At 62.0% G+C, this 26,166-nt stretch carries 21 protein-coding genes; 7 read left to right on the forward strand and 14 right to left on the reverse strand.

All coding sequences use genetic code 11. The annotated features are described in order from the left end of the window. The first annotated feature begins 3 nt into the window (after positions 1-3). The 4 genes from VLU25_18600 to VLU25_18615 are packed head-to-tail and all read left to right on the forward strand — an operon-like array spanning position 4 to position 3,786. Positions 4-1,374, forward strand: coding sequence for an aspartate kinase (locus VLU25_18600; protein HSR69944.1), 1,371 nt, complete (start codon positions 4-6; stop codon positions 1,372-1,374). Then, positions 1,371-2,081: a 4-hydroxy-tetrahydrodipicolinate reductase gene (gene dapB, locus VLU25_18605; GenBank protein HSR69945.1), complete on the forward strand. Its 711-nt coding sequence runs from the start codon at positions 1,371-1,373 to the stop codon at positions 2,079-2,081. Before VLU25_18600 ends, dapB begins: the two co-directional genes overlap by 4 nt. Next, positions 2,078-2,956 (forward strand): 4-hydroxy-tetrahydrodipicolinate synthase, encoded by an 879-nt coding sequence (gene dapA / locus VLU25_18610; GenBank protein HSR69946.1) that lies wholly within the window; start codon positions 2,078-2,080, stop codon positions 2,954-2,956. The genes dapB and dapA overlap by 4 nt, the downstream gene beginning before the upstream one ends. Continuing rightward, positions 2,953-3,786, forward strand: a complete 834-nt coding sequence (locus VLU25_18615; GenBank protein ID HSR69947.1) for a 2,3,4,5-tetrahydropyridine-2,6-dicarboxylate N-succinyltransferase — start codon at positions 2,953-2,955, stop codon at positions 3,784-3,786. The genes dapA and VLU25_18615 overlap by 4 nt, the downstream gene beginning before the upstream one ends. Here VLU25_18615 and VLU25_18620 read toward each other — a convergent pair. Then, positions 3,783-5,762, reverse strand: a complete 1,980-nt coding sequence (locus VLU25_18620; protein ID HSR69948.1) for a cytochrome b/b6 domain-containing protein — start codon at positions 5,760-5,762, stop codon at positions 3,783-3,785. The two genes, VLU25_18615 and VLU25_18620, sit on opposite strands and share 4 nt — an antisense overlap. A 369-nt stretch (positions 5,763-6,131) precedes the next feature. Between VLU25_18620 and VLU25_18625 the strand changes: the two genes are divergently transcribed. After that, positions 6,132-7,634, forward strand: a complete 1,503-nt coding sequence (locus VLU25_18625) for an AbgT family transporter (protein ID HSR69949.1) — start codon at positions 6,132-6,134, stop codon at positions 7,632-7,634. A 77-nt stretch (positions 7,635-7,711) separates the two neighbouring features. Here the strand turns inward: VLU25_18625 and infA are convergent, their stop codons facing one another. The 6 genes from infA to VLU25_18655 all read right to left on the reverse strand — a co-directional run bounded on the left by infA (position 7,712) and on the right by VLU25_18655 (position 17,453). After that, on the reverse strand, positions 7,712-7,912 hold the full coding sequence (infA, locus tag VLU25_18630) for a translation initiation factor IF-1 (protein HSR69950.1): 201 nt from the start codon (positions 7,910-7,912) through the stop codon (positions 7,712-7,714). Between the two features lie 616 nt (positions 7,913-8,528). Further along, entirely contained in the window at positions 8,529-9,068 is a 540-nt protein-coding gene (hpt, locus tag VLU25_18635; GenBank protein ID HSR69951.1) for a hypoxanthine phosphoribosyltransferase, read from the reverse strand. A gap of 47 nt (positions 9,069-9,115) precedes the next feature. Beyond that, positions 9,116-12,253, reverse strand: coding sequence for an efflux RND transporter permease subunit (locus tag VLU25_18640; protein ID HSR69952.1), 3,138 nt, complete (start codon positions 12,251-12,253; stop codon positions 9,116-9,118). Between the two features lie 37 nt (positions 12,254-12,290). Then, the gene (locus VLU25_18645) at positions 12,291-15,335 is read right to left on the reverse strand and encodes an efflux RND transporter permease subunit (GenBank protein HSR69953.1); all 3,045 of its coding nucleotides are present in this window, start codon (positions 15,333-15,335) and stop codon (positions 12,291-12,293) included. Continuing rightward, positions 15,332-16,735 carry an efflux RND transporter periplasmic adaptor subunit gene (locus VLU25_18650; protein HSR69954.1) on the reverse strand — a complete coding sequence of 468 codons (1,404 nt, stop codon included), beginning with the start codon at positions 16,733-16,735 and terminating at the stop codon, positions 15,332-15,334. The genes VLU25_18645 and VLU25_18650 overlap by 4 nt, the downstream gene beginning before the upstream one ends. Before the next feature lie 145 nt (positions 16,736-16,880). After that, positions 16,881-17,453 carry a methyltransferase domain-containing protein gene (locus VLU25_18655; protein ID HSR69955.1) on the reverse strand — a complete coding sequence of 191 codons (573 nt, stop codon included), beginning with the start codon at positions 17,451-17,453 and terminating at the stop codon, positions 16,881-16,883. Positions 17,454-17,572: 119 nt separating this feature from the next. On the opposite strand from VLU25_18655, the gene galE reads away from it, so the two are divergent. After that, a complete protein-coding gene (galE, locus tag VLU25_18660) occupies positions 17,573-18,550 on the forward strand; it encodes a UDP-glucose 4-epimerase GalE (protein HSR69956.1) in 978 nt (325 codons plus the stop codon). Between the two features lie 164 nt (positions 18,551-18,714). Beyond that, positions 18,715-20,112, forward strand: a complete 1,398-nt coding sequence (locus tag VLU25_18665; GenBank protein ID HSR69957.1) for a sigma-54 dependent transcriptional regulator — start codon at positions 18,715-18,717, stop codon at positions 20,110-20,112. A 21-nt stretch (positions 20,113-20,133) separates the two neighbouring features. Here VLU25_18665 and VLU25_18670 read toward each other — a convergent pair whose 3' ends face one another. From VLU25_18670 to VLU25_18700, 7 genes are all read right to left on the reverse strand, one after another. Further along, a complete protein-coding gene (locus VLU25_18670) occupies positions 20,134-22,851 on the reverse strand; it encodes an AMP-binding protein (GenBank protein ID HSR69958.1) in 2,718 nt (905 codons plus the stop codon). Positions 22,852-23,007: 156 nt separating this feature from the next. Beyond that, positions 23,008-23,328: an ATP synthase F0 subunit C gene (locus VLU25_18675; protein HSR69959.1), complete on the reverse strand. Its 321-nt coding sequence runs from the start codon at positions 23,326-23,328 to the stop codon at positions 23,008-23,010. Positions 23,329-23,404: 76 nt separating this feature from the next. Next, positions 23,405-24,136 (reverse strand): F0F1 ATP synthase subunit A, encoded by a 732-nt coding sequence (gene atpB, locus VLU25_18680; protein ID HSR69960.1) that lies wholly within the window; start codon positions 24,134-24,136, stop codon positions 23,405-23,407. Between the two features lie 15 nt (positions 24,137-24,151). Further along, a complete protein-coding gene (locus VLU25_18685) occupies positions 24,152-24,502 on the reverse strand; it encodes an ATP synthase subunit I (protein HSR69961.1) in 351 nt (116 codons plus the stop codon). 18 nt (positions 24,503-24,520) lie between these two features. Next, complete coding sequence (locus VLU25_18690; GenBank protein HSR69962.1) at positions 24,521-24,742, reverse strand: AtpZ/AtpI family protein; 222 nt, start codon at positions 24,740-24,742, stop codon at positions 24,521-24,523. Beyond that, positions 24,732-25,700: a UDP-glucuronic acid decarboxylase family protein gene (locus VLU25_18695; protein ID HSR69963.1), complete on the reverse strand. Its 969-nt coding sequence runs from the start codon at positions 25,698-25,700 to the stop codon at positions 24,732-24,734. Before VLU25_18695 ends, VLU25_18690 begins: the two co-directional genes overlap by 11 nt. A 66-nt stretch (positions 25,701-25,766) precedes the next feature. Beyond that, complete coding sequence (locus VLU25_18700) at positions 25,767-26,147, reverse strand: hypothetical protein (protein HSR69964.1); 381 nt, start codon at positions 26,145-26,147, stop codon at positions 25,767-25,769. Positions 26,148-26,166: the final 19 nt, after the last annotated feature.

A 26,166-nucleotide genomic window follows, 5' to 3' on the forward strand; every position in this document is an offset into this window, starting at 1 on the left:
ATCATGAAGTTCGGCGGATCGTCGCAACGCGACGCGGCCGCCTATGAAAGGGTTTTCGAAGCCGTAAGAGCGCGGGCCCAGCGCCGCCCCCTGGTGGTGCTTTCGGCGCTGGGGAAGACCACTGACGGCCTTCTGCAAGCCGCTCTGATGGCTTCAAAAGGTCAGCACGAGCCGGCCCACGGCAAACGTCGGGAAATGGAGGAACAGCACCTGCAAATCGCCTCCCAACTCATGCAGGGAGCCTCCCTGCGCAAGGCGCGCGGCAGCATCGAAGACTACTTCGATCAAGTCAGACGCCTGCTGCTGCGGGTGGAGGAAGAAGGATTTCTGCGTCCCCAGATGCAGGACGAGGTGCTGGCCCGGGGCGAATTGCTCAGCACCGCCATTTTTCACCACCTGCTTCTTTCCAGGGGCCTCCCCTCGGCCTACCTGGACGCCCGACTGCTGGTACGCAGCGACGACCGCTACACCCGGGCCCACGTCGACGAGCAGGCCACTTTCGCCAACCTGAGCGGGGAGGTGGAGAAGCAAGGAGACAAGATCTGCGTCCTGCAGGGTTTCATCGCTTCGGGTCCGGCGGGAGAGACCACCACCATCGGACGCGGGGGCTCGGACCTGAGCGCCTGTTTGGCAGGCGCCGCCCTCGAGGTCGAGGAGATCCAGATCTGGACCGACGTGCCGGGGATTCTCACGGCCGATCCGAGGCTGGTCCCCCAAGCCCTCAAGATCAAGTCGATCTCCTTCGACGAGGCTGCCGAGCTGGCTTATTTCGGCGCCAAGGTACTGCATCCGGCGGCTTTGATTCCGGCCATCGCCCGCGACATTCCCGTCTACGTGCTCGACTCGGCCCGCATCGACCAGCCGGGGACTTTCATCTCGGCCCGTGAAGTCCCCAGCCGCACCCCCATCAAGTCCATCGCCTGCAAGCCCGGCATCAGCATCCTCAACATCAATTCGCCCCGCATGCTGCTGGCCTACGGCTTCGCCCGCCGCATCTTCGACGTCTTCGACCGGCGCCGCATTCCAGTGGACGTGATCGCCACCTCTGAGATCAACGTCTCGGTCACCATCGACCGGGAAGACGAGATAGACCAACTGCTCCGCGACCTGGCGGCCCTGGGCGACGTGCAGGTGCAAAGCTCGATGGCCATCGTCAGCGTGGTGGGCCATGCCCTGCCCTGGAGCAAGGGGCTGCCGGCACTGGTCTTCGAGGCCGTCAAGGATATCGAGGTGCGGCTCATTTCCCAGGGAGCTTCGCGCACCAACCTGACTTTCCTGGTAGGCCAGGAGCATATGCCCACGGCCGTCCGCCGCATTCACGAAACCTTCTTCCGAGATCCCGACCCTGAAGTCTTCGAGAGGCTTGCGCCATGAAGATCAGCTTGATCGGCCGCGGACGCATGGCTCAGGCCGTCGAGCGCCTGGCGCCTGAGAAGGGACACCGGGTGGTGCGCCTGCTGGGCCGCCGGGACAATCCGCCGGGGCGCCCATTCAGCGGAGACTGGCTCGAGCAAAGCGAGGTGCTGGTCGACTTCTCGCTGGCGGAGGCGGTACCGGGCAACATCGAGAAATCCTTGCAGGCCGGCATCCCGCTGGTCATCGGCGCCACCGGGTGGTATGACCGGCTGAGGGAGATGGAGGACAAGGTCGAAGAGGCGGGAGGCATTGTCCTCTACGCCTCAAATTTCAGCCTGGGCGTACAGGTGCTCTTCAGCTTGACCCGCCGGGCTGCCCGTCTTTTGTCGCGTTTTCAAGAGTACGACCCTTTCTTGTGGGAGGCCCACCATCGCCACAAGCTGGACGCTCCTTCCGGCACGGCCCTCTCGCTGCGGGAGATCGTGGAAGAGAGCTACCGGCGCAAGCTGGACGTTGCAAGCCTGCGCGCCGGATCCATCCCCGGCACCCACGTGGTCGGATTCGATTCGCCCTCCGACACGCTGCGTCTGGAGCACAGCGCCCGCAACCGGGACGGATTTGCCTTAGGCTCCCTGCTGGCCGCACAATGGTTGAGGGACCAGCATAAAGCGGGACGGAAAGGACTCTTCACCATGCAGAACGTCATTGAGGAGCAGATGGAATGAAAGGTTGCGGAACGGCGCTGGTCACACCCTTCGATTCTCAGGGAGCCCTCGACCTGCAAGCCTACCGGCGCCTCATCGAATGGCAGATCGAATCGGGCATCGACTTCCTGGTGCCCTGCGGAACCACCGGCGAGAGCGTGACCTTGAGCGAGCAAGAGTATCGCCAGGTGGTGCGCACCTGCGTCGAAACCAGCGACGGGGCCGTGCCGGTGGTGGCGGGCGCCGGCAGCAACAACACCGCCCACGCCGTGGAACTGTCCCGTATGGTGGAAGAGCAGGGCGCCGACGCCATCCTCTCGGTGGCTCCTTACTACAACAAACCCACCCAAGAGGGCATGAAGGGCCACTTCAGGGCCATCCTTGAAGCCGTCGATATTCCCATGGTGCTCTACAACGTGCCCGGACGCACCAGCAGCAACCTCCTCCCCGATACCGTGCTCGAGCTGGCCCGGCATGAAAGGGTGGTGGCGGTCAAGGAAGCGTCGGGCGATTTGCAACAGATCATGCGCATTGCCGGAGCTAAACCCGAAGGGCTGGCTTTGCTCTCGGGGGACGATGCGCTGACCCTGGCCATCTCGGCGCTGGGAGGCGACGGAGTCATCTCGGTGGTCTCCAATCTCATTCCCGCCGACATGACGCGCCTCACCACGCTGGCCCGCTCTTCACGTCTGGAAGCCGCCCGCGAACTGCACTACCGCTACCTGGAGCTGATGAACCTCAACTTCGTCGAGTCGTCGCCGGCGCCGGTTAAATACGCCCTCTCCCGCATGGGAATGATCGAGCCGCACGTGCGCCTGCCCCTGGTCCCCCTTTCACCCACCCCCAGGCGGCGCTTCGATGAGCTGCTGCAACAATTGGGACTGATCGAAGAGTGAGCAAGACCGCCATGCAAGATGCCGTTCAAGATCTTTATCGCAAGGAGTCCTTCGACGAGGCCGACCGCAGGCTCTTCGAACGCTTCCTGGAGGCCCTGGAAACAGGCCAGGTGCGGGCAGCCGAGAAGAGCGAAGGGGAATGGAAAGCCAACGCCTGGGTCAAGCAGGGAATCCTGGCTGGATTCCGCCTGGGCAAGCTGAGCGATCAGTCCATCGACCGGCGCTTCCGCTTTTTCGACAAGGACACCTACCCCCTGCAATCCCTGACGCTGCAGTCGGGAGTTCGGGTGGTTCCGGGGGGATCGGCCATCCGCCGCGGAAGCTACGTGGCCAAGGGAGTCACCTGCATGCCGCCCATGTACATCAACGTGGGCGCCTGGGTGGACGAGGGGAGCATGGTCGATTCTCATGCCCTGGTGGGATCTTGCGCCCAGATCGGACGCCGCGTGCATCTTTCCGCCGCCGCCCAGATCGGAGGCGTGCTGGAACCGATCGGGGCGGTCCCCGTGGTGATCGAGGACGACGTGCTGGTGGGCGGCAACTGCGGAGTCTACGAGGGAACGGTGGTTGGCCGCGGCGCGGTGCTGGCGGCGGGGGTCATCCTGACTCGCGCCACGGCTGTCTACGACTTGGTGCGGGAGACGATCCACCGCTCCTCTCAGGAGCGTCCGCTGCGGATTCCCGAAGGAGCCGTGGTGGTTCCGGGCAGCCGTCCCGCCTCGGGCGACTTCGCCCGCAGCCACCAGCTCTCCCTGGCCACCCCCGTCATCGTCAAGTACCGCGACCGCAAAACCGAAGCCTCGGTGGCCCTGGAAGAGGCCCTGCGTTAGGCGGGAGCTTCCCCTGATCCTGGCTCTTCGGCCTTCGGCTCTTCTTCCTTCTTGCGGCGGGCTTCTTCTTCCATCTCGCGATACCACTCGGGGTGGAGGTGGCGGACCTCGTCCTTGCTCATGCGTCCGGTCAGCCAAGCCCAGCTCATGGGATAGGCGGCGGGATGAAGCAGGACGAAGAAGAAGTGCCAGACCAGGATGGCCAGCATGGCCAGCCAGGCTTCATAGTAGTGGAGAACCTCGGACGCCTGCACCACCCATGACGGGAACCAGCGCACCGAGGCGGCCGGGAACCAGAGCACCAGCCCGCTCAGTGCCATAACTGCCGTTCCCCATACCAGTGCCCAATACTCGGCCTTCTGGGTGTAGTCGTAGCGTCCGAACCGGGCCGGCTCCTTGCGCAGTCCAAGGTGGTAGCGCATGTAGTCAAAGAAGTCTGCCAAGTCCTTGCGGCCGGGAATCATGGCACGGAACTCGCGCCGTCCTCGTCGCGAAAGCCACACATAGAGGAAATGGCTGATGCCCACACCCATCATGACAATGGCCATGACCCGATGGATCCAGGAGCGCCAGGCTTCGCTCATCCCCACCGCGGCCAGGGGCTTGACCCAGAAGGCGTCCGGAAAGCGCAGGGCGAAACCGGTAATGACCAGCGCGATAAAGGAAACCGCCAGCAGAATATGCTGCCAGAGCTGGACCCGGTCCATGCGCAGGACGGTTTCGCCGGCCAACTCGTGGCGACGTTTTTCCATCAGGTAATAGCTGAGCACCACGGCGTTATGCAGCAGCATGCCCCCGATCACCACCGGAATCAGTATCAGGTAGATCCACTCCAACCAGCGGGTCACCGGATGCGATCCCACCGAGGCGGTCTTGTGAGTATAGCTGGAGGCGAAACTGGCATCGGCGTTCTCATGGCATTGACGGCAGGTCTGCACCACGTTCTTGTCGGAGATGGTGGAGTTGGGATCGCGGGCCGGCAGCACCCAGTGGGCGGTGTGGCAACTCACGCAGTTGGCCGATTCCATCCCCTCCCAGCGCAGCGACCAGCCATGATAGCTGTCGACGTAGGTTGAGACCACGTAGTCGGCCAACCCGTACTTCTGGATGATGCGCGGGTCCTCATGGCAATTGCCGCAGGTCATTTCGGCCAGACTGGCCGCATAAGTAGAGGCCTCGGGATGATCGGCGGGCAGGATCAGGTGCTCGCCGTGGCAGTCGTTGCAGGTGGGGCTGTCGGCAATGCCGGTGGCCAAGGCGCGTCCGTGGATGGAGCGCTCATACTGGGAGGATTCCTCGTTGTGACAGGCCCCGCAGGTCTCGGCCACATTTTGAGGGTGGATGCGGGACTGGGGATCGAGAACCCCCTTGAGGGCGTGGACGCCGTGGCAATCGGTGCAGGTGGCCGCCGCTGAGATGCCCCGGGCAAAGGCCTGTCCGTGGACCGACCGGGCATAGCTCTGGACAGCCTGAGGCATGCGCACGAGTTGATCGGTGAGAAGTCCGGCCTGCCCGTGGCAGCCCGCGCACATCTCGGGAATATGAGAACGCGCATCTCCGTTGCCCACGCTCAGCACATTGTGACTTCCGTGGCAGGAAGCGCAGCCGGGGGCCCGCTCATTGCCCCGCTGCAGCGCATAGGCGTGGAGACTTTCCGAGTACTCTTCCTGAGCGTCATAGTGACACAGTCCGCAGTCGACTTTTTGCAAAGGCGAATCGTGCCCGAAAGGATCGACCCCGGCCAGGTCCTGGTGGCAGTCGGTGCAGGAAAAGATCCCATGCACCGAATCCACCAGCCGCTGCAGCTCGACGTAGAGCCTCCGGGTGCTCTCGTCCCGGCTCAGGGATTCGTCTCCGTGACAGGTTAAACAGGCCTCTTGAGCCTCTTCAGAACTCATCTCTTGGGCCTGAAGTGCGGAAGCGGCCGGCATGGCGGCCAGCAACGCGATCAGCAGGATGAAAATGCGAGTGAACATGGCCATTCCTTCCATTCACTACAGGTGCACGCCGTATGCCATTTATGGCGGCCCCTGATCCGCACCAGACGGCATCTTCAGGCCCTGAGGACCTGCTTAAAGCGGCAAAGCGCCCATTGAATGGGCCATAGCGCGCTTTTCACCGTGGCGCCTCGCCTCCTTTTTCGGTACTCTAGCCCGTCAAGCCGAGAATGAACGCCACTGGGCCACACACGATCTAAGGAAGCGAGCATGAGACGAGAAGAAACGCCGATGGGCAGCGACCCCGCCGAAGAGAAGCTGGAAGAGGAACATTTCGACGCTGACGATTCAAAGAAGAAGGAAGAAGCCGCCGACGTTGCCGCCCAGGCCGCCGCCACCGGCGGACTGATGGGCAGTTTTCTGAGCATCGTGGAGAGGGTGGGGAACGCCCTCCCTCATCCGGCCAGCCTCTTCGCCATCATGGCCGGACTGACCATCGTCCTCTCCGGCATCGCCTCCTGGGCCGGCGTCACCGTCATTCATCCGGGAACCAAGGAGACCGTCGAACCTTTCTCGCTGCTGTCCCTGGCCGGACTGCACCGCGTCCTCATGGAAATGGTCACCAACTTCACCAGTTTCGCTCCTCTGGGGACGGTGGTGGTTTCGCTGCTGGGAATCGGAGTGGCCGAGCGCAGCGGCCTCATTTCCACCACCCTGCGCCTGCTGGTGCTTTCGGCTCCCAAACGTCTGCTGACGTTCGTCATCGTCTTTACGGGAGTGCTCTCCAATACGGCCAGCGAGGTCGGGTACGTGCTGCTGGTGCCGCTCGGAGGCATCATCTTTCTGGCCGTGGGCCGCCACCCCCTGGCCGGACTTGCGGCTGCCTTCGCGGGCGTCTCAGGCGGCTACAGCGCCAACCTCTTCCTGGGCACGGTCGATCCCCTGCTCTCGGGCCTCTCCACCGAAGCTGCCCGCATCATCGCTCCCACCTACGACGTCAACCCCGCCTGCAATTACTTCTTCATGATCGTTTCGACCTTCTTTATCGCCGCCACCGGCACCTGGGTCACGGAACGCATCATCGTGCCGCGGCTGGGTGAGTACAAAGGCGACGAGAAACCCGAGAAACTGGAGAAGCTGACCGCCGACGAAAAGCGGGGACTGCTCTATGCACTGGCGGCTTTCGCGGCCTTCGGGCTGTTCCTGCTGCTGGGGGCTCTGCCCTCGGTGGGATACCTGCTCGACCCTGAAACCGGCGAGTTGCTGCGCTCACCCTTCATGTCGAGCATCGTGGCTTTCATCTTCATTGGAGCGGCCTTGCTGGGCATCGCCTACGGCATCGGCGCCAAGACGCTTTCCAGCGATGCCGACGTCATCAACGGCATGGGCAAGTCGATGGAAACGCTGGGCGTCTACTTCGTGCTGGTCTTCTTCGCCGCCCAGTTCGTGGCCTATTTCCGCTGGACCAACCTGGGACTGATCACGGCCATCGAGGGCGCCGACTTCCTGCAATCGACCGGCTTGACAGGCCCGCCCCTGCTCATCGCCTTCGTCTTCCTTTCCACCATCATCAACCTGGTCATGGGAAGCGCCTCGGCCAAGTGGGCCGTCATGGCTCCGGTCTTCATCCCCATGTTCATGCTCTTGGGATACTCGCCGGAACTGGTGCAGGTGGCCTATCGCATCGGGGACAGCTCCAGCAACATCGTCTCGCCCATGATGAGCTATTTTCCCCTTATCGTGGCCTTCATGGGCCGTTACGACAAAAAGGCCGGCATCGGCACCGTTATCTCCACCATGCTGCCCTACACCATCGCCTTCTTGGTGGTGTGGACGATACTGCTGGGAATCTGGCTGGCATTCGGATTTCCCATCGGACCGGGCGCCCCGCTCGAATACTCACCGGGTTAGTCGAGCCGCACCTCGCCCGGCCTTGGGGCGGGGGTAAGATGTGGAGATGGAGAGAAACGGCGTCGGAACGGCGCAGCTTACTTGTAGCGGTAAGTCAGCCGACCCCGCGTCAGATCATAAGGCGAGAGTTCGACGGTGACCCGGTCACCGCGCAGGATGCGGATGAAGTGGCGGCGCATTTTTCCGGAAATGTGCGCCAACACGGTGTGGCCGTTGTCGAGTTCGACACGGAACATGGCGTTGGGCAATGGCTCGACAACAACGCCTTCCACCTCGATGGCTTCAGGCTGATTGGCCTCGGGCCCGGTTTGTTCCTGAGGTTTTTTGTCCTTCTTCTTCTTTTTCTTGCGTCGCGGTCTCCCACGAAAGCGGTTAGGGCGTCTTGCCATCAAGTTCTCCTGTGCAAATTGGTCACGGGTTGGCGGCGGACGGCGGATGGTTGACGATACTCTGCGACCGACCCGTGATGAGAAATTGGGGCCGACTCGAACGCTCCCCGGCGCCTGGCGAAATCGGCCCAAGTTTCTGCAAACGCGAAACTTGGAAGGGGAGTGCGGATGTCAAACCACCGAGTGAAAGGTAACACAGACAGGCTGGTGGTTCAAGAAGAGAGCGCCTGGCGATGGCAATGCGGCAGGGTGTTTTTCAAAGGGGCGCCCCCATGCCCGGACCCGGGCCTTGCCGGCCCGGGCCACGTTCGGGTTGGGGCGAGGGGCGCGGAAACGGCGTTGGAGGGTAGGCTCGATTCCAATCATCGCCGTCTCCGCACTCTAAGGAGGCCAGGACAGCCCCCTTCAGCGAATGTGCTCTCACTACCCTATAGAAACGACCCGCGCGCCGAAACCGAACAGAAAAAGAGAAAAATCTCAAAAAAACCTGGGAAAAAGCCTACTTTTAGGGGTTGGGCGCGTAGATGCCGATATGGGGCAGGTTGCGGAAACGCTGAGCGTAGTCAAGCCCGTAACCGACCACGAAATGGTCTTCGATCTCGAATCCGCAGTACTCCACCTCGACGTCGATCTGACGGCTGGAGGGCTTGGAGAGGAGGCTGCAAACCCTGAGCGAGGCCGGATTGCGGTTTCCCAGGCTGCGCCGCAGGTAGTTCAACGTCAGTCCCGTGTCGACGATGTCCTCAACCAGGATGACGTCCCTGCCCTCGATGCTGGCCTCCAAATCCTTGACCAGGCGTACCTGCCCCGAGGACTTGGTGGAAGCGCCGTAGCTGGAAACGGCGATGAAGTCCATGCCCAAAGGCAAGTCGATGAACCGCACCAGGTCGGAAAAGAAGACCACAGCCCCGCGCAGAATGCATACCAGCAAGGGGTCACGCCCCTGATAGTCGGAGGTGATGCGCCGGCCCATCTCCTCAACCTTGCGGCGGATTTGCTCTTCCTTGAGCAACACTTCGCCGACATCTTCGGTCCAGTCCTTCATGGGTGAGAATCATAGCAGTTCTCCCCGGCCATGAAAACGATCTTGGCTCAGGCCGGGGGCTGGCTGGTGCGCAGGCTCTCGGGCAAACGTCCCACCCAGGCCAGAAAGCGCACGGTGGCGCTGGTCAGGTCCTCCATGTAGGAGTGGATGGTGGGCAGGATGATCAGGGTCAAGAAGGTCGAGGTCGTCAAACCTCCCAGGACGGCCAGGCTGACGGGGGCCCACATGCGGCCTCTCTCGCCCACCTCGGGAAAAGAGTCCGGGAAGATGAAGGGCAAGGTGAGGGGAGCCAACCCGAAGAGCGAAGTGGCGGCCGTCATGAGAATGGGACGCAGGCGGTCCATGCCGCCCTGCACGATGGCCTCGCGCAACGGCATACCCTGCCGGTTGAGGACGTTGATGTGGTTGATGAGGATAATGCCGTTGTTGACCACGATGCCGAACAGCACCAGGATTCCCAGATAGGCATTGCGGTTGAGGGTGGTTTCGGTGAGGTAGAAGAGTCCGGCCACGCCGATGAGCGAGAAAGGAACGCAGAGCATGATGGTCAAGGGCTGCACGAAATGCTCGAAAAGCGAGGCCATGATGATGTACATGAAGACGATGGCCAAGAGGATGGTAAAGAAGCTCTGCTGCTCTTCTTCGCGGAAGTCGCGCCAGCCCCGGCCCATGCCCCAACTGTATCCGGCGGGCAGACTGATGCCCTGCATGGCCTGCTGAACCTGCCCCATCAGCATGAAGGACGACTCGCCCTTCTCGGTGTTGGCCACCACTTCCAGCACCGAACGCCGGTCCTCGCGCTCGATCGAGACGGGGCCCTTTTCGTAGCTGTAGTTGACCACCGAGTAAAGGGGGATCATTTCTCCCCGGGAATTCTCGAAGCTGGTGTTGGCCAGTTCTTGCAGACTCAGCTTGTCTCCGCTCCGGTACTGGAGTACGACGTCGACCTCCCCGCTGTCGCTCTTGTAGCGGGTGGCCGCCCGCGTGCCCAGAGCCGAGGCCACGGAACGGGCCACGCGCTCAGCCGAAATGCCCAGTTGCTCGGCCCGCTGACGGTCGACTTCAAGGTGGACTTCGTCGTCGCCCGTCTCCAGAGTACTGGCCACGTCGCGAACGCCCGGAACCGTTTGCAGCCGCCGTTTGACGACTTCTGCGTAAGTCGCCAGCATGAGCGGATCGTCGCCCCGCAACTCGACTTCGACACCCATTTCGGCGCCCCCGCCGTAGTGGCGCGAACGCCCGAAGCGGAACTCGACACCCGGGATATCGGGCAGCTTGGCCCTGAGACGTTCCTGCAACTGCTGAGCGGGGGTGAGATCGCCCTCCTCGCGCAGGTAGACCTCGATGTCGCCTTCGTAGTATCCCTGGCTGGGCGTGCGGTCGTCGAAGTCGCTGGAGACCGATTCCACCTCCAGCTCCTCCTTGTTCTCCAGTATCAGGTCTTCCACGCGGGAGAACACGGCGCTGATTTCCTCCAGACTGAAGGAACGCTCCAGGAAAACATCGAGACGCAGCCTGCGCTCGGATACCGAGGGCATCAACTGGCGGTCGATAGAGGTCAGGAGGACGTAGGAGCTCCAGCCGATCAGGGCCATCAGGATGAGGGCGATAAAACGCCAGCGCAGCATGAAGCGCATCAGGCTGCCGTAACCCTCGGTGAGCCGCTGTATGACACGCGACTTTTCTTTTTCCCGCCCGGTGAAAAAGCGTCCCGCCAGCATGGGAATCAGGGTCAAGGCCACCACCAGAGAGGCCACCAGGGCCACGCTGACGGCGATTCCGAAGTCGCGCGTGAAGCGTCCCATGCCTGATCCGCCCTGGAAAAGGAAGCCCACGAAGACCACCACGGTGGTGGCGGTGGAGGCCAAAACCGCGGTGCCCACCTCGGTGCTGCCCTTGATGGCCGCCTTGATGGTCTCGTAGCCCTTGTCCTGCTTGTAGCGGAAAATGTTCTCCAGGACCACGACCGACGCATCGACAAGCATGCCTACGGCCACCATCAAGCCCATCAAGGAGATGATGTTGAGGGTGATGGTGGAGCCGAAAAAGGTGCGCAGCAAGTACATGAAGGCGAAGGTGAAGACCACCGAAACGGGGATGGCCAGGGAGATGATGATGGTGCTGCGGAACTTGCGCAGGAAGAGGAAGAGCACGATGGCCGCCAGCAGACCGCCGAAGATGCCGGCGTCGCGCAGATCGCTCAAGCTCTTGAGAATGCCTTCAGATTGGTCGCTGATCACGTGCATGGAAAGCTTGTCTCTGAGCTGGGGCAGTTCTTTCAACGCATCCAGTTCCCTGCGGATGTCGGCGCACACCGCCACCACGTTGGCGGTGGAGGCCTTGTTGATGCGCACCGATACCGAATCTTTCTTATTGAGCCGGGAGAACTCTTCCCGGTCCGGAAAGCCGTAGCGCACTTCAGCCACGTCCGAAAGGATCACGCGGCGCCCCGGTAAGGGCAGGTTGCGGATTTGATCGATCTCGCTGAATTCTCCCACCGTGCGCAGAGAGAGCTTCTTGCCCCCCTCGTAGACCCATCCGCCCGAGACATTCACGTTGGAGGAACGCAGCGCCTGCTGGACGTTGAAGATGTCCACCCCGAGCGCTTCCATCAGCTCGGGATCGACATCCACCAGGATCTGCTTGGTGGCCAGGCCGCGCAGAGCGACGTTGGCCACGCCGTCGATGCGCTCCAGGCGGCGGAGGATGATGTCCTGGGTGACGTTGTAGAATTCGTCGGCGTCGCCGTCCCAGGCCAAATCGAAGCGGAAAACGGGAATATCGGACGACTGCCAGCGGCGCAACTGGATGCGCTCGACATCTTCGGGCAGATCGCCGCGCACCTGGTCGATGCGGTCACGCACGTCCATGGCCACCAGGTCCATGTTGGTGTCGGGCGTGAATTCCAGGCGGATTCTCGAACCGTCCGCCCTGGAAAAGGACTGTATGCTGTCGAGATTGTCGAGCGTGCTGAGCACCTCTTCCAGGGGGCGCGAGATATTGCGTTCCACTTCTTCTGGAGAGGAGGAGGGGTAGTCGACGTTGACGCTCAGCCCGTTGGAGGAGAACTCGGGCAGCAGAGTCAGGGGCAGACGCTGCAGCGAGATCAGCCCCAGCACCAGAATGGATACCGTCGCCATCAGAACGGTGACGGGCCGCAAGACGGAGTATTCGGAAAGCTTCATGGCGTTTCACTCCCTGGACGCAAGTGTAGCGGCTTCTTCACGGCGTGGCCCCTTTTTCGCGCACCACCAGGGTGTAGACCACCGGGACCAATATCAGCGTCAGCAGGGTGGAAGCGATGAGTCCGCCGATGACGGTGACCGCCAGCGGGATGCGCAGCTCCGATCCCTCTCCCGCCGAAAGGGCCATGGGAAGCAGTCCCAGCACCGTGGTGGAAGTGGTCATCATGATGGGCCGGATACGCACCGCGCAGGCTTGCCGAACGGCCTCGAACTTGTCGTTCCCTTGCTTGCGCAGGCGGTTGGTGTAGTCGATGAGGACGATCGAGTTGTTGACCACGATTCCCGCCAACACCACTCCCCCGATGAGCACCACCACGTTGATGATCTGGTCGGTGAGAAAGAGCGTCACGGCCACCCCGATGAGAGCGAAGGGGATGGAGAACATGATGACGAAGGGCTGCAAGAGGGACTCGAACTGGGAAGCCATCACCAGGTAGACCAGGAAGACCGCCAGCAGTATGGCGAACTGCATGCTGCGGAATGCCACCGCCCTCTCCTCGCTCTGGCCGGCCACGAAAGCCGTAAAGTCGGAGGGCAGGGGGAAGGAGGACAAAACCGCCTGGATGTCCTCGACGATGCTCTGCAGGTCGCGGTCCTCGATGTTGCCGGTGATGGTGGCCACCCGCTGGGGGCCCAGGCGCCGGATTTCGGTGGGACCTTCCACCAGGTCGACTTGAGCCAGGTCGCTGAGGGGACGGCGGCCCCCTGCCGGCGTGTCGATGAAGAGATTGCGGACGTCCTCGACCGACCGCCGGTCTTTTTCCTGCACCCGTACCCGGATGTCGATCTTGCGGTCGCGTTCGTTGAATTGGGTGGGCGTGGCCCCCAGAACCTTGTCGCGCAGGATCTCGGCCCCCTGGCTGACCGTCATTCCCAGACTGGCCAGACGGCGCCGGTCGAATCGGACCTGCAGCTCCGGATTGCCTCCCTCGGTGGAGGAACGCAGGTCGCGCAACCCGGGAATCTCCTCCAGGCGCGCTTTGAGGCGCTCGGCGTGAAACTTGAGAGCGTCCAGATTGTAGCCCTGAATGATGACCTCCACCGGGGTCTTGAAGGTGAACAGAGCCGGTCGCGAAAAAGTCAGGTCGACGCCGGGAACGCTGCGCAAGTCGTCGCGCAGACGGTTGAGGACGTCTTCCTCCTCCTCGTGCAAAATGCCCTCCCGCAGGCGCAGGTAGAGCTGGCCGATATGCTCGCGCTCTTCCACCGCTGAAACGCCGGTCTGATTGCCCGATCCCACGATGGTGTAAAAGAGCGCCACTTCGGGATGGTCCCGCAAGCGCTGCTCCAGCTCGGCCAGCCGGTCGGACGTCTCTTCCAAAGGCGTGCCCGGCGGCAGCTCCGCGTCCACGAAGAACTCTCCCTGGCTGATCTCGGGGATCAGTTCAGCGCCCAGGAATCCGACCAGCGAAGTCGAGCCGGCAAAAAGGACCACGGCAATACCCACCGACAGCAGCCGCTGCCGCAGGGCCAGAGAGAGAAGGCCCAGGTAGAAGCGTCCCAACAACCCCTTGCCTGAGGCGTCGCCGGCCCCCCGGATGCGGCCTTGAGCTCCTTTCCCCAGGCTGGAAAGCATGGGTATGAGCATGACGGCGGCCAGCAAGGAAGCCACCAGCGAGAAAGTCACCGTCAGGGCTTGGTCGCGGAAGAGCTGCCCGGCAACACCCTCCACGAAAACGATGGGAGCGAAGACGCAGATGGTCGTCATGGTCGAGGCCACCACCGCCGTGCCCACCTCGCTGGCCCCCAGGTCGGCGGCTTCGCGCACGCTGTAACCCTTGGAGTGATAGCGGAAGATCGACTCCAATACCACGATCGAGTTGTCTACCAGCAGCCCGATCCCCAAGGCCAGTCCGCTCAAGGACATGATGTTGAGCGAAATGTTGAAGGCGTACATGAGAAAGAAGGTGGCCACGATGGAGGTGGGAATGGAGAGCGCGATGATAATGGTGCTCTTGAGGCTGCGCAGGAAGATGAAAAGCACCACCACCGCCAGAATGCCGCCGTAAATGGCAGTGTCGAGCACTTCGTCGATGGACTGCTTGATGAATCGCGACTGGTCGAAAACCACCTGGAACTGGGGCGGATTGGGACGTTCGGCGTAAGACGCTTCCAGTCCTCGCAACTGCTCGCGCACCTGCTCGGCCACCAGCACGGTGTTGGCGGCGGCGGCCTTGAAGATGGCCATCTCGACGCTTTCTTCGCCATCGACGCGGGTGATGATGTCGCGCTCTTTGTAGCCCGAGTAGACGTCGGCGATCTCGCCCAGGCGGACAGTGGCGCCATTGCGAAGAGCAGCCACCACCTGCTCGATTTCCTCAACCGTCTGAAACTCGTTGAGGGTGCGGACCAGGTATTGGCTCTGCCCCTCACGCAGCAGGCCGCCCGTGAGGTTGATGTTCTCCTGTCGCAGGCGGGACGTGATGTCCTGAATGGAAAGTCCCAGGCCGGTGATGCGCTCTTCGTCGAGTTCGACGAAAATCTCTTCTTCCAAGCCTCCCGACACCCGTGCCGCGGCCACGCCCGGAATGCTCTCGATGTCGGGACGGGCAAACTCTTCGCAAAAGTAGCGCAGCGCCGCCAGATTAGACGACCCGGTTACGCTGACCCTCATGATGGGGTCGGTGGAGGGATCGTAGCGCAGCAGAATGGGCGCGTCCGCTTCCAGGGGCAGATTGACCTGGTCGAGCTTCTCGCGAACTTCCAGGCTGGCGAAGTCCATGTCGGTGTTCCAAGAAAACTCCAGAATCACATCTGAAACCTCGGGCTTGGACACCGAGCTGACGCGGGTGACGTTGTCGACCACGCTGACCACGTTCTCCACCGGCTTGCTGAGCAGGCTCTCGATCTCGGCCGGCGCAGCACCCTCCAACTCGGTGCGCACGGTCAGGGTGGGATAGGAGATCTCGGGCAGGAGATTGAGCGCCAGGCGGTCGTAGGAAACCACGCCGAAGACGGTGATGGCCACGAAGAACATCGTCACCGTGACCGGTCGGTGAATCGAAAACTGGACCAGCTTCATTGACGGCCACGCATCTTGGACATCATCTCGCGGACGAAAGCGCGCCGCTTCTGGGGATCGGTGGCCAAGCCGGGGTCGTCCTTGAGACGCTTTTCGTATTCCTTCTTGACCTCGGGGAAGCGGTCCAGAAGAGCCTGGAAACGGTCTCCGCCGGAGTCCTGGCCCATGGAACGGGCCCCCGGGCCGCGATCCCCTGCCGCGGGATTGATGGCGCGGTTAGGAGCAATGGCCGGGACTTCGACCATCTGCTCGCCTTGAGGGGTTTCCCAGGCCAGAATCTTGACCGGGTATCCGTCGTTGAGGCTCTCCTGCCCCACGGTCACCACGGCATCGCCTTCCGAGACTCCTGAGAGGACCTCCACGCGATCTTCTTCGGTGAGTCCCAGCTCGACCGTCCGCTTGGAGACCGTTCCGTTTTCCTGGATAACGAAAACACGGTTCTCCTCGCGTTCGCGCACGATCGCCTTCTTGGGCACCACCAACACGTCTCGGCGCGTTTCGGTGGGGATCTTGACCACTCCGAACATGCCTGGGCGCAGCAGCCCTCGCGAAGCGGCCACTTCCAGGGTCACCTTGACCGTACCCGACTGGGCGTCGACGCGCGGATTGATCATCTTAACGGCGGCAGTGAAGGATTCCTCGGGAAAAGCTTCGATCTCGATCAGGGCACGCTGCCCCAATCCGACCCGCTTGAGATCTCTCTCGGGGATGAAGACACGCGCCCACATGGGAGTGAAGTCCTCGACACGAAAAACTTCCTGATTGGCCGATAGGCGGTCGCCCACGTCGATCATCCGTTCGGTGACAACGCCTGATATCGAAGACTCGATGGTGGTGTATTCGAGCTGGAGTTCGGCAGCCTCGAGGCGGGCTTGGGCAGCCTCGTACTCCTGTCGGGCCACTTCGTAAGCCAGTCGCTCGGTGCGGGCCGAGAGAGAAGCCTGATCATAATCCTGCTGACTGATTAACTTTTGGGAGCGCAGGCGCTCGGAACGCTGCAGGTTGGACTGCGACTGCTCGGCCTGAACCTCGGCTTGGCGGGCCCGGATCTCGGCCTGATCGACGGCGATGCGGGCCTGTTCGTGTTCGTTGCGGATCTCACGGTCATCCAGCCGCGCCAGCAACTGCCCTTCCCGCACCCGGTCGCCTTCCTCCACCAGGATGGCGGTAACCAAAGCGCCCAAGCGGGCGACCACCACCACCTCGCGGATCGGCTCCAAGGTCGTGTTGGAGAGCAGGAACCTGGAGATGGACTGGCGCTCGACGCGATAGGCCTTGACGCTGATTTCTTCCAATTCGGCTCTGGAAGAGGCGCCGCCTCCACCGCCTCGGCGCATCCAGGAACGGTCCCCGGCCGGAGTGTCGGCGGTCTCGTCGCCCGAGCAGGCCGACACCGTCATCAGAACAAGAGCAATACTAAAAAAACGCAAAAATTGAGACAATTCCCCTCCCGGCGTCATGCATACGGTACCTAATACGCCGATCTCGCCGCTTCGTTTCAGCACCGCCGCCATATTGCCCAAATTAATCCGCGCCCCTTCGGTCCTATTTGAGACACCGATAAACAAAGGCTGGAGGGATGTTTCGGAAGACCACCTCCGACTTGTCCACGGAGGCGAAGGAGCGCTCCAGGCGCTTGCGGAAGCGGATACCGGAGGGCAGCATGGCGCCATGGGCGTAGGCGTAGGTCACAAAAACGCCGCCGGGACGCAGGGCAGAGACGATCTGGGAGAGCAGAGCATCCTGCTGTTCGGCTTCGAAAAAGGCCCACGGGAGGCTGGAAACGATGCGGTCGACCGCAGGCTGCTGCAGGCGCTCCAGGATGAGGGACAGATTCTCCACCGAATCCTCGACCAGGTGCATGCCCGGGAAACGGCGGCGCAAGTGGCGGGCCAAGGCGGGATTCTTCTCCACCACGAAAAAGAGAGCGTCGGCAGGCAGGCGCTGGAGGATGAGAGATGTAAAAACGCCGCTCCCAGCTCCAAACTCCGCTACAACCTGGGCTGAAGACAATTCAAGCTGGGCCGTCATGGCCTCGGCCAACCCGTTGGAGCTAGGCACGATGGCGCCCACTCGGCGAGGATCCTTGACGAACTCACGCAGCAGCTTCCACTTCAATCCGAGCCTGCTCCTTTCGATGTCGCGCCGTCGTGCCTGCGATGCGACCCCGGCGACCGCCGCTCCTCCACCTGTTCTTAACAAAAAACTCACTCCTAGGAAAGTGCTAAACTTCGCACATGCCCATGATCCTGGTCACCGGCGGGGCAGGCTACATCGGAAGCCATGCCGCCAGAGCTCTGCGGCGCCAGGGCTTGGAGGTGCTCATCTTCGACGATCTCAGCCGGGGCCACCGGGAGGCGATTCCCCAAGGCTGCCGTTTCGAGGACGGTGACTTGGGCCGCCCCGGGGACGTCCTCAGAGTCTTTCAGCAGTACCCCATCGACGCCGTCATGCATTTCGCCGGTCTTTCCCTGGTGGGCGAATCGATGCGGGAGCCCGCGCGCTATTACCAGCACAACGTGGGCGAGGCCGCTCTGCTGGTGAAAACGGCTTTGCAGCACGAGGTCGACCGCTTCATCTTCTCCTCCTCCTGTTCGGTCTACGGGCAGCCCCAACGCATTCCCATGGATGAAGAACACCCCTGCAGTCCCATCAGTCCCTACGGACGCAGCAAGCGCACGGTGGAGTTGCTCCTGGAGGACTGCCGCCGGGCACACGGCCTGCGTTACATCAACCTGCGCTACTTCAACGCCTGCGGCGCTTCCCTGGACGGGAGGTTGGGCGAATCTCATCAGCCCGAAACCCATCTCATACCCTGCATCCTGCAAGCTGCCCGAAGAGACCGTCCGGTGCATATCTTCGGCAACGATTATGACACTCCGGACGGTACTTGCATCCGCGACTACATTCACGTGGAAGATCTGGCTACGGGACACCTGGTGGCACTGGAAAGGCTGCATGAAAATGACGTGGGCGAGTGCTTCAACCTGGGTACGGGAAAAGGACTGAGCGTCCTCGAGGTCATCGAGGAAACCCGCCGCGTCACCGGGCTCGCCGTTCCCTCAAAGCAAGCTCCGCGCCGGCCGGGCGATCCCGCCATGCTGGTCTGCGATCCTTCGCGGGCTCGTCGACAGCTCTCCTGGAAGCCCCGCCATTCCGACCTCACGACGATCTTGCAAAGCGCCTGGGCTTGGGAAAACGATCGCCGCTACTGAACCCGCAGCCCGCCCTGGGTTCGAATTACCCAAGGAGATTTGTTATAACTTCTTGAGTAAACCTTCCGAGAGTCGAGGCTTAGCCGGCGGTTGAGGGCCCTAAAGATCCAGTGCTTATTTGTCGATTCGAGGAATGCTTGGATTATTGAGGCGGTTGTCTATTGATGAGCAAGCAGACCAGCGCTAAAGAGCGGCGGATAGACGAGGACGAGTGCCGTGTGTCTGTACTGGTCGCCGACGACGACGCCGTGATCAGGCGCCTGGTCCGGCGGCGTCTGGAGGGAGCCGGCTTGCATGTCATCACGGCCGACGACGGCAATCAGGCGCTGGCCACGATCTCCGACGCCTTCCAGGTAGCCCTCCTCGATCTGAACATGCCCGGCCCCGGAGGCATGGAGTGCCTGGAACACATCTCCCGCAGCCATCCTTCGGTGGAATGCATCATCATCACCGCCAGTTCTGAAATCGGCGATGCGGTCGACGCCATGAAGGCCGGGGCTTTCGATTATTTGACCAAGCCGCTCAACCTGGAAGAGGTGATCGAACTGGTCTATCGTGCCGCCTCCACCTTCAAGCTCAAACAGGAAAACCGCCAATTACGGGCTGCTATCGGCATGCCCTCCACCGATGTTCCCTTCGTCGGCGATTCCCAAGCCGCCAAACAGGTGGTGGAGGCTGTGGAGAAGATCTCGGCGCTCGATTCCTCCGTCCTCATCACCGGCGAAAGCGGCGTAGGCAAAGGCCTGGTGGCCCGGCTGCTGCATAACGCCGGACCCCGCAAAGACCAGCCCTTCATTACCGTCAGTTGCACCGCCCTGCCCCACGACTTGGTGGAAGCGGAACTCTTCGGTCATGAGAAAGGCGCCTTCACGGGAGCCTTGGAGAAACGCCCCGGACGGGTGGAGATGGCCGACGGCGGAACTCTTTTCTTGGACGAGATCGGAGATATGCCGCTGGACCTGCAGCCCAAGCTGCTCAACTTCCTTCAAGAAAGGCGCTTCCAGCGCATCGGGGGGGGGCGGGAGGTGGCCGTGGACGTGCGGGTCATCGCCGCCACGCATCAGGACCTGCGGGCCATGTGCGCGGAGAGGCGCTTCCGCGAAGACCTCTTCTTCCGCCTCAACGTGCTGCCCGTCCGCATCCCTCCCTTGCGCTGCCGCAAAGAGGACATTCCCAAGCTGAGCCGCTACCTCCTGGGCCGCCTGGCCAAACGGCGCGGCCAGTCCTCCTACGCCATCGACTCCGAGGCCGTGGAAGCCCTCATGAATTACGACTGGCCGGGCAACGTCAGGGAGCTCGAGAACGTGCTGGAACGCGCTACGGCCTTCTCAGGCGGAGCGCGTCTGGGACGCGGCGACCTGCCTGCCGAAATCTCCGGATGCGGACGCAACCCGGCTCCCGCCGGAGACCTGGGCGGCGTGCCGCTGGCCGAAGTGGAGAGAATGGCCATCGCCCAAACCCTGGCCAAGTGCGAAGGCAACAAATCGGAAGCCGCCCGCCAACTGGGCATCAGCGAAAAGAGCATCTACAACAAGATGAAACGTCTGGGCATGTCGACCTGACAGAAGACATGCCCCCCCTTTTTACTGCAGGTCATCTTCTTCCATAAGCGCTCTCACCGAGGCCTTTAAACGCTCAGTGAATTCCTCCCTCTGCTCGGGCTCGGCAGGCGGGTCGAGGGGCCGCCCGATGCGTATGTGGATGGGATGGAGGCGGATCTTGCCCGAACCCCTCCGCCACACCTGATAGGCGCCGGTGATGGCCACCGGCACGACGGGAACCTGCAGGACCTGGGCCAGAATGGCGGGACCGCCGCGAAAAGGCTTGAGAGAGCCGTCGATGGTTCGCTCGCCCTCTGGAAAGACCACCAGCACCTGCCCCCGGCGCAGACCTTCGGCGCCTAATCGCAGAGCCTGCCGCAAGTGGCGGTCGGGGTCGACCGGTACCACTTTGCAAAGCCGGGCCACCCAGCGCATGAAAGCGTTTTCGAAATAGTCGCTGTAGCCCAGATAAAAGGTGTGCTTGAGCACCCGGGGAGGCAAAGCCGAGGCCACCATGGGGGCGTCCACATAGCTTTGGTGGTTGGGGCAGATGATGAAGGGATACTGGCGGGGCAGATTCTCCTGTCCCCAGGTCTTGAAGCGGAAAAGCAGCTTAGCCGCCACTTTGATGAAACGGGTGACCAGGTAGACGATCAGCTCGTAAAAGGGCCGGGGGTCCATGACCTCTTTCATGAGCCTCTTTTCGCCCTCCTCGAGTTCAGATTCCAGGATCTCCTTCCAGGAGCGGATACCCGCTTCGCCTTCCTCGCCCTGACCCGACAAACGCCGCTCGACGGCCTCTACCAGTTGCTCGACCGTGAAGATCTCGGAGGCCTGCTCGTCGGAGATGTGGACGGAGAAGTTCTCCTGCACATTGGAAAGGAACTCGACCCGCTGCAGGGAATCGAAGCCGACATCCAATTCGAGATTCATGGACCGGCGCAAGACAGGCGCCCGCTTGGCTTTGCGGATCATCTCGAAGATGCGCTCTTCCACCGCCGATGAAGGCTCGTCCCCGGCTTGCGGCTGATCCTCTCCCTCAGCCCGGCCGGCTTGGGCAGCGGACTCTTGCAGTTCTTCCTGCACCTGGAAGCGCTTGATTTTGCGGGTGGTGGTGCGGGGCAGCGCATCGCGCCGGATGGTGAAGCTGCGCACGCGCTTGTAGGTAGGCAGCTTTTGGGAGGCGTTTTCCAGCAGATAGCGGGTCATGTCGGCCACGTTGACGATCTGCTGGCGCTTGGACTCCTCGAAATCGGGCACCACCACCGCATGCAGCTTTTCCTGCCCTTCCCCGGAGGTCTCGTCCGGCACCCCCAGAATGCAGATCTCCTTGATGAGGGAGATCTCGTCCTGGTAAAAGTGCTCCAGTTCCTCGGGGAAGATGTTCTTCCCCGAACTGAGGACGATCACGTCCTTCTTGCGTCCGGTGATGTAGAGCAGGCCGCGGGAATCGAGATAACCCAGGTCCCCGGTGTGAAGCCATCCGTTATCGAGGGTCTCCTCGGTGGCGCGGGGATTCTTGAGATAGCCCTGCATCAGGCTGCCGCCGCCCACCAGCACCTCTCCCACGCCCTCTTCATCAGCCTCTTCGATGCGCAGCCGGACGTGGGGCAGGGGCTGGCCCACCGATCCCACGGCTCGGGGCGAGCGCAGGGGAGTGACGGTGGCCACCGCCGCCGTTTCGGTCATCCCGTAGGCCTGGAGGATGGTGAATCCCAAATCACGGAAGGAGCGCGCCACCTCGGCGTCAAATCGGGCGCCGCCCACGGCGAAGAAGCGAAACCGGCGGCCGAAGGGCTTGCGCACCCGGCCGAAGAAAACCTTGCCGGGGTTGAAGCCCAGGTGTTGATTGCAGAAATGAGAGGACTTGAGCATGAGGTTGAAGAGGCGGCGCTTGAGCATTCCCTGCCGTTCAACCTCCTGAAAGATGCGCTTGTGCACCAGGTAATAGAACTGAGGCACACAGACGAAAATGGTGATGCCTTCCTCGCGGAACGCCTTGAGGATGCGCTGGGCGTCCAACGCCGGCAGATAGGTGGTGCGGGCGTTGACGTAGAGGGGCATGATGAAGTTGGCCATCAGGGCCAGGGCGTGGTAGAGGGGCAGGACCGAGAGGATATGGTCGTTCTCGGTGACCTTGATCTGCTCGAAGACGGCGTTGACGTTGCGGTAGATGGCCGCCTGACTGAGCACCACTCCCTTGGGATCGCCGGTGGTCCCCGAGGTGTACATGACGGAAAGCGGATCCTGGGGATCGCGTTCCACCAGCGGCATGGGGATCGGCTCCTCCAGGTCCTCCGCCATCAGGTCTTCCCAGCGATGCCAGCACTGGGGCATTTCATCCTGGCCTTCTCCCGCCACCAACACGGGCAGCGGATCACCGAGCCGTTCCTGGATCTCGCGGATCTTGTCGGCCAGCCCGGACGAGGTGATGAGCAGGCGGCACTCCGAGTGGACGATCAACTCGGCCAGCGTCTTGCTTGAATGGAGGATGTCGAAGGGAACCACCACCATCCCCGCGCTCTGGGCCCCCAGGTAGGCCACGCCCCAGCGCGGATGGTTCTCCATCAGGACTCCTACGGCTTGGCCCGGCTGCAGGCCCTGCCGCTGCAAAAAGAGGCTGACCCGCTGCAGCCCGTCCGCCACTTGGCTGGTGCTGAAGGTCTCCCGACCCTCCTCTTCGATGATCTGGAAGACGGCGTGGTCCGGCCGTTGGCGGACATTTTCGCGAAAGCGTTGAAAAAACTCCAGGGACTCCATGGGCGCCGCAAATCCTACTACAGCCGCGCCGTTCTCGTCCAAGGGAAAGCGCAGGGGCTGGCAATGGAACGGTCGAGGTGGGGAAAAAGGGAAGAAAGCGGAGAAGCGACGAAGACGGCTGTTGGCGCCTCCGCCGCTCGCAAGCTCCGGGCTCTGTTAGCTGGCGAGGCCGTAAACCAGATAACAGATCACAAAAGTCAGCAGGGCCAAGAACTCGATCAGCGCCAGCCCCAGGAAGAGGAACAGGCGGATGCTGTCGGCCGCGCCGGGATTGCGGGCCACACCATCGCAAGCGCCTCTCAGTGCGTTGCTCTGGGCCAGTCCGCAACCGGCGGCTGCAATGCCCATGCCGATCGACAGCCCCCAGAAAAGGGTGCCGCCGGACGAGGAAGCGGCGTCCCCCTGGGCGGCGGCCGGAAGGGCCACCACGGCGAAAAGCAGCAGAACGAAAGCGGTAATTGCGATCTTTCTCATCATTGCAAGACTCTCCTTATTTTCAGCAAGTCGTATCCGATTAAAAAGCTCGGGGCGCGTCCCCTCGCGTCCGACGGGGTCAGTGTTCTTCTGCGACCGCCTCTCCGATGTAGACCATGGTCAACAGCACGAAAACAAAGGCCTGGATCAGTCCGGCGAACAAGCCCAGCAACACCGTGGGCAAGGGGACAACGAAGGGAAAAATGGTGGCCAGGCTGCCGGTCACCAACTCTTCGGCGAAGAGGTTGCCGAAAAGCCGGATGGACAGCGAGGCGATGCGGGCCGCATGGCTGATGATCTCGATCGGAAAGACGATGAAGGACAGAGCCAGGACAGGACCCGCGAAATGGATCAAATACCTGACGGGGCCGTGCACCCGCACCCCGTGAAAGTTGTAGTAGAGAAAACTGCAGATGGCCATCGAAACCGGAATGTTGAAGTTGGCCGTGGGAGGAGCGAATCCCGGAATCTGGCCCATCCAGTTGCAAACCAGGATGTAGAAAAAGAGCCCGCCCAACAAGGGGAAGTAGCGGCGGTTGCGGGCTCCTATGACGTCTTGCGCCAGGCTCCTCAGCCCTTGGATGGTCAGCTCCAGCGCCTGCTGCACGCCGCCCGGCGAGTCCACGCTGAGGCGGCGGCGCAGCCAAAGCGAGAAAACCGTCAGGAACAGGAAGGCGATGATGATCATCACCAAATGCCCGGGCAGCACGCCGCCGTGATCGCCGTGGGGATGGTATCCGAACCATCCCGCGATGGGGTTGGCGATGTAGTGGTTTACGATCTCTGCGATGAATGGCTCGTGATGTTCCATTGATCCAGTTTTATCTCAGCGAACTTTCCACTTGATTTGTCTGGCCTCGTCGACCAGGGCGGCGATGACCCCGAGCGACAAGCCGGCGATGACGCCCAGGACGCTCAAAAAAGAAGTCAGGATGATAACAGACAGCACCAGGAAGATCAATCCGAGGCGGGCCATGAAGAGCATGGCCATACGCCCGGCCTTTTCACGTCCCTGGGGCGTCAGGACGGCGTCCAAGCCGGCCCGCATCCAGCGGGCGTTGAGCCAGGCCACGGCCCCGCCTAAGGCAACCGACGCCGCCATGACTATACCGTACCGCCACCAGGCGGCCAAAGCCGCCAGCAGGGTAAGCCAGCCCAGCCATCGATTGAAATGCACCTTCCCACCCCCCGGCAGCTACCGCTTGCGCATCAGGACACGATATATCTGGTGAAATCCCACCACCGCCCCCAGCAGAATGCCCAGGGCCGCCATCAGCGGTTCGCTGCCCCACCAGTCATCCAGCCATGAACCGATCAGGTAGCCCGCAAAAGTGGCTGACGGCAGGAGCAGCAAGATGGTGGAGTACTCGGCCATCATGCGGCCATACTTGCCTCCCTGTCCATCGTCATTGGCCATGGCGCATCAGGTCGTCGAAGTAATCGATCGTGAGTTGCAGGCCCTGGCGCAAAGGGACCTTGGGCTGCCAGCCCAGTTCCTGGCGGGCCCGGTCGATGGCGGGCCGGCGCCGCACCGGATCGTCCTGGGGCAACTGCGCGTACTCGATTTGACTGGCCGAGCCGGTTAATTCCAGTACCAGTTGCGCCAACTCCAGGATGGTGAACTCGTCGGGGTTGCCAAGATTGACAGGCTGGTGAAGGTCCTGGCTTTCCATCAGAGCGATAAGCCCCTCCACCAGGTCGCTGACATAGCAAAAGGAGCGTGTCTGGCTGCCGTCGCCGTAGATTTCCAGCGGCTCTCCCTTGAGAGCCTGCACCACGAAGTTGCTGACCACCCTGCCGTCCTGCTCGTGCATGAAGGGACCGTAGGTGTTGAAGATACGGGCGATGCGGATGTCGACCGAATTCTGCCGGTGGTAGTCCATCATCAATGTTTCGGCCAGACGCTTGCCCTCGTCGTAGCAACTGCGTCGTCCCACCGGGTTGACATGGCCCCAATAAGTTTCCGCTTGAGGGTGCTCTTTGGGGTCGCCGTAAACCTCCGAGGTGCTGGCCTGCAGAATGCGGGCCCCTACCCGCTTGGCCAGGCCCAGCATGTGGATGACGCCCATGACGTTGGTCTTGACCGTCTTGACCGGATTGTGCTGGTAGTGCAGCGGAGAAGCCGGGCAAGCCAGGTTGTAGATGAGATCGACTTCCAGCAGTATGGGCTGAGTGATGTCGTGGCGCAGAAACTCGAAGCGGGAGTTGGAGAGGAGGTCGAAAACGTTGCGCTTGCGGCTGCAGTAGAGGTTGTCCAGGCAGAGGACGTCATGTCCCTGCTGCAGCAAGGCGCGGCACAGATGACTGCCGATGAAACCGGCTCCGCCAGTCACCAGTACGCGCTTGTGGCGGGGGCGGAAGGGCGATGGTTGCATAAGTCGACTCATGCATACCACCGGCGCCGCCGCGGATGCAACTCCCGCACTCTGCCGGACAGGAGCCTAAAGCGTGCCGATGAATGTGGATTCCTTGACCCGATACTGAAAGCGATGAGTGTATCCGGGAAACTCCACCTCGCGAAAGACGGTGACCTCGATGTAGAGCTGAGGCGGACCCGTGGCGAACTGCTTGCGCCGGTGCTGCAGGGTGTTTTCGACGATCTTGAAATCATAGAGGTCGGCGATCCGTTCGATGTTCTTGTGCAGCGCGTTGACGCTCATCGACTGGGCACCCGCCTGACTCACCAGACGCGCGAAGTCTTCCTCGAACTGCAGCTTGTCCAGGTAGACGGGAATGACCTTGATGGAGATGAAAATGAAGAGCCCCATCAGAGCCAAGGTGACCACGCATCCAAATTTTCCGTTGCCGCGCTGACCGTTCATTTTTTTTCGCCCTTATGAC

Source organism: Acidobacteriota bacterium (genome assembly GCA_035471785.1).
In the GTDB taxonomy this organism is placed as follows: domain Bacteria; phylum Acidobacteriota; class UBA6911; order RPQK01; family DATIPO01; genus JANQFM01.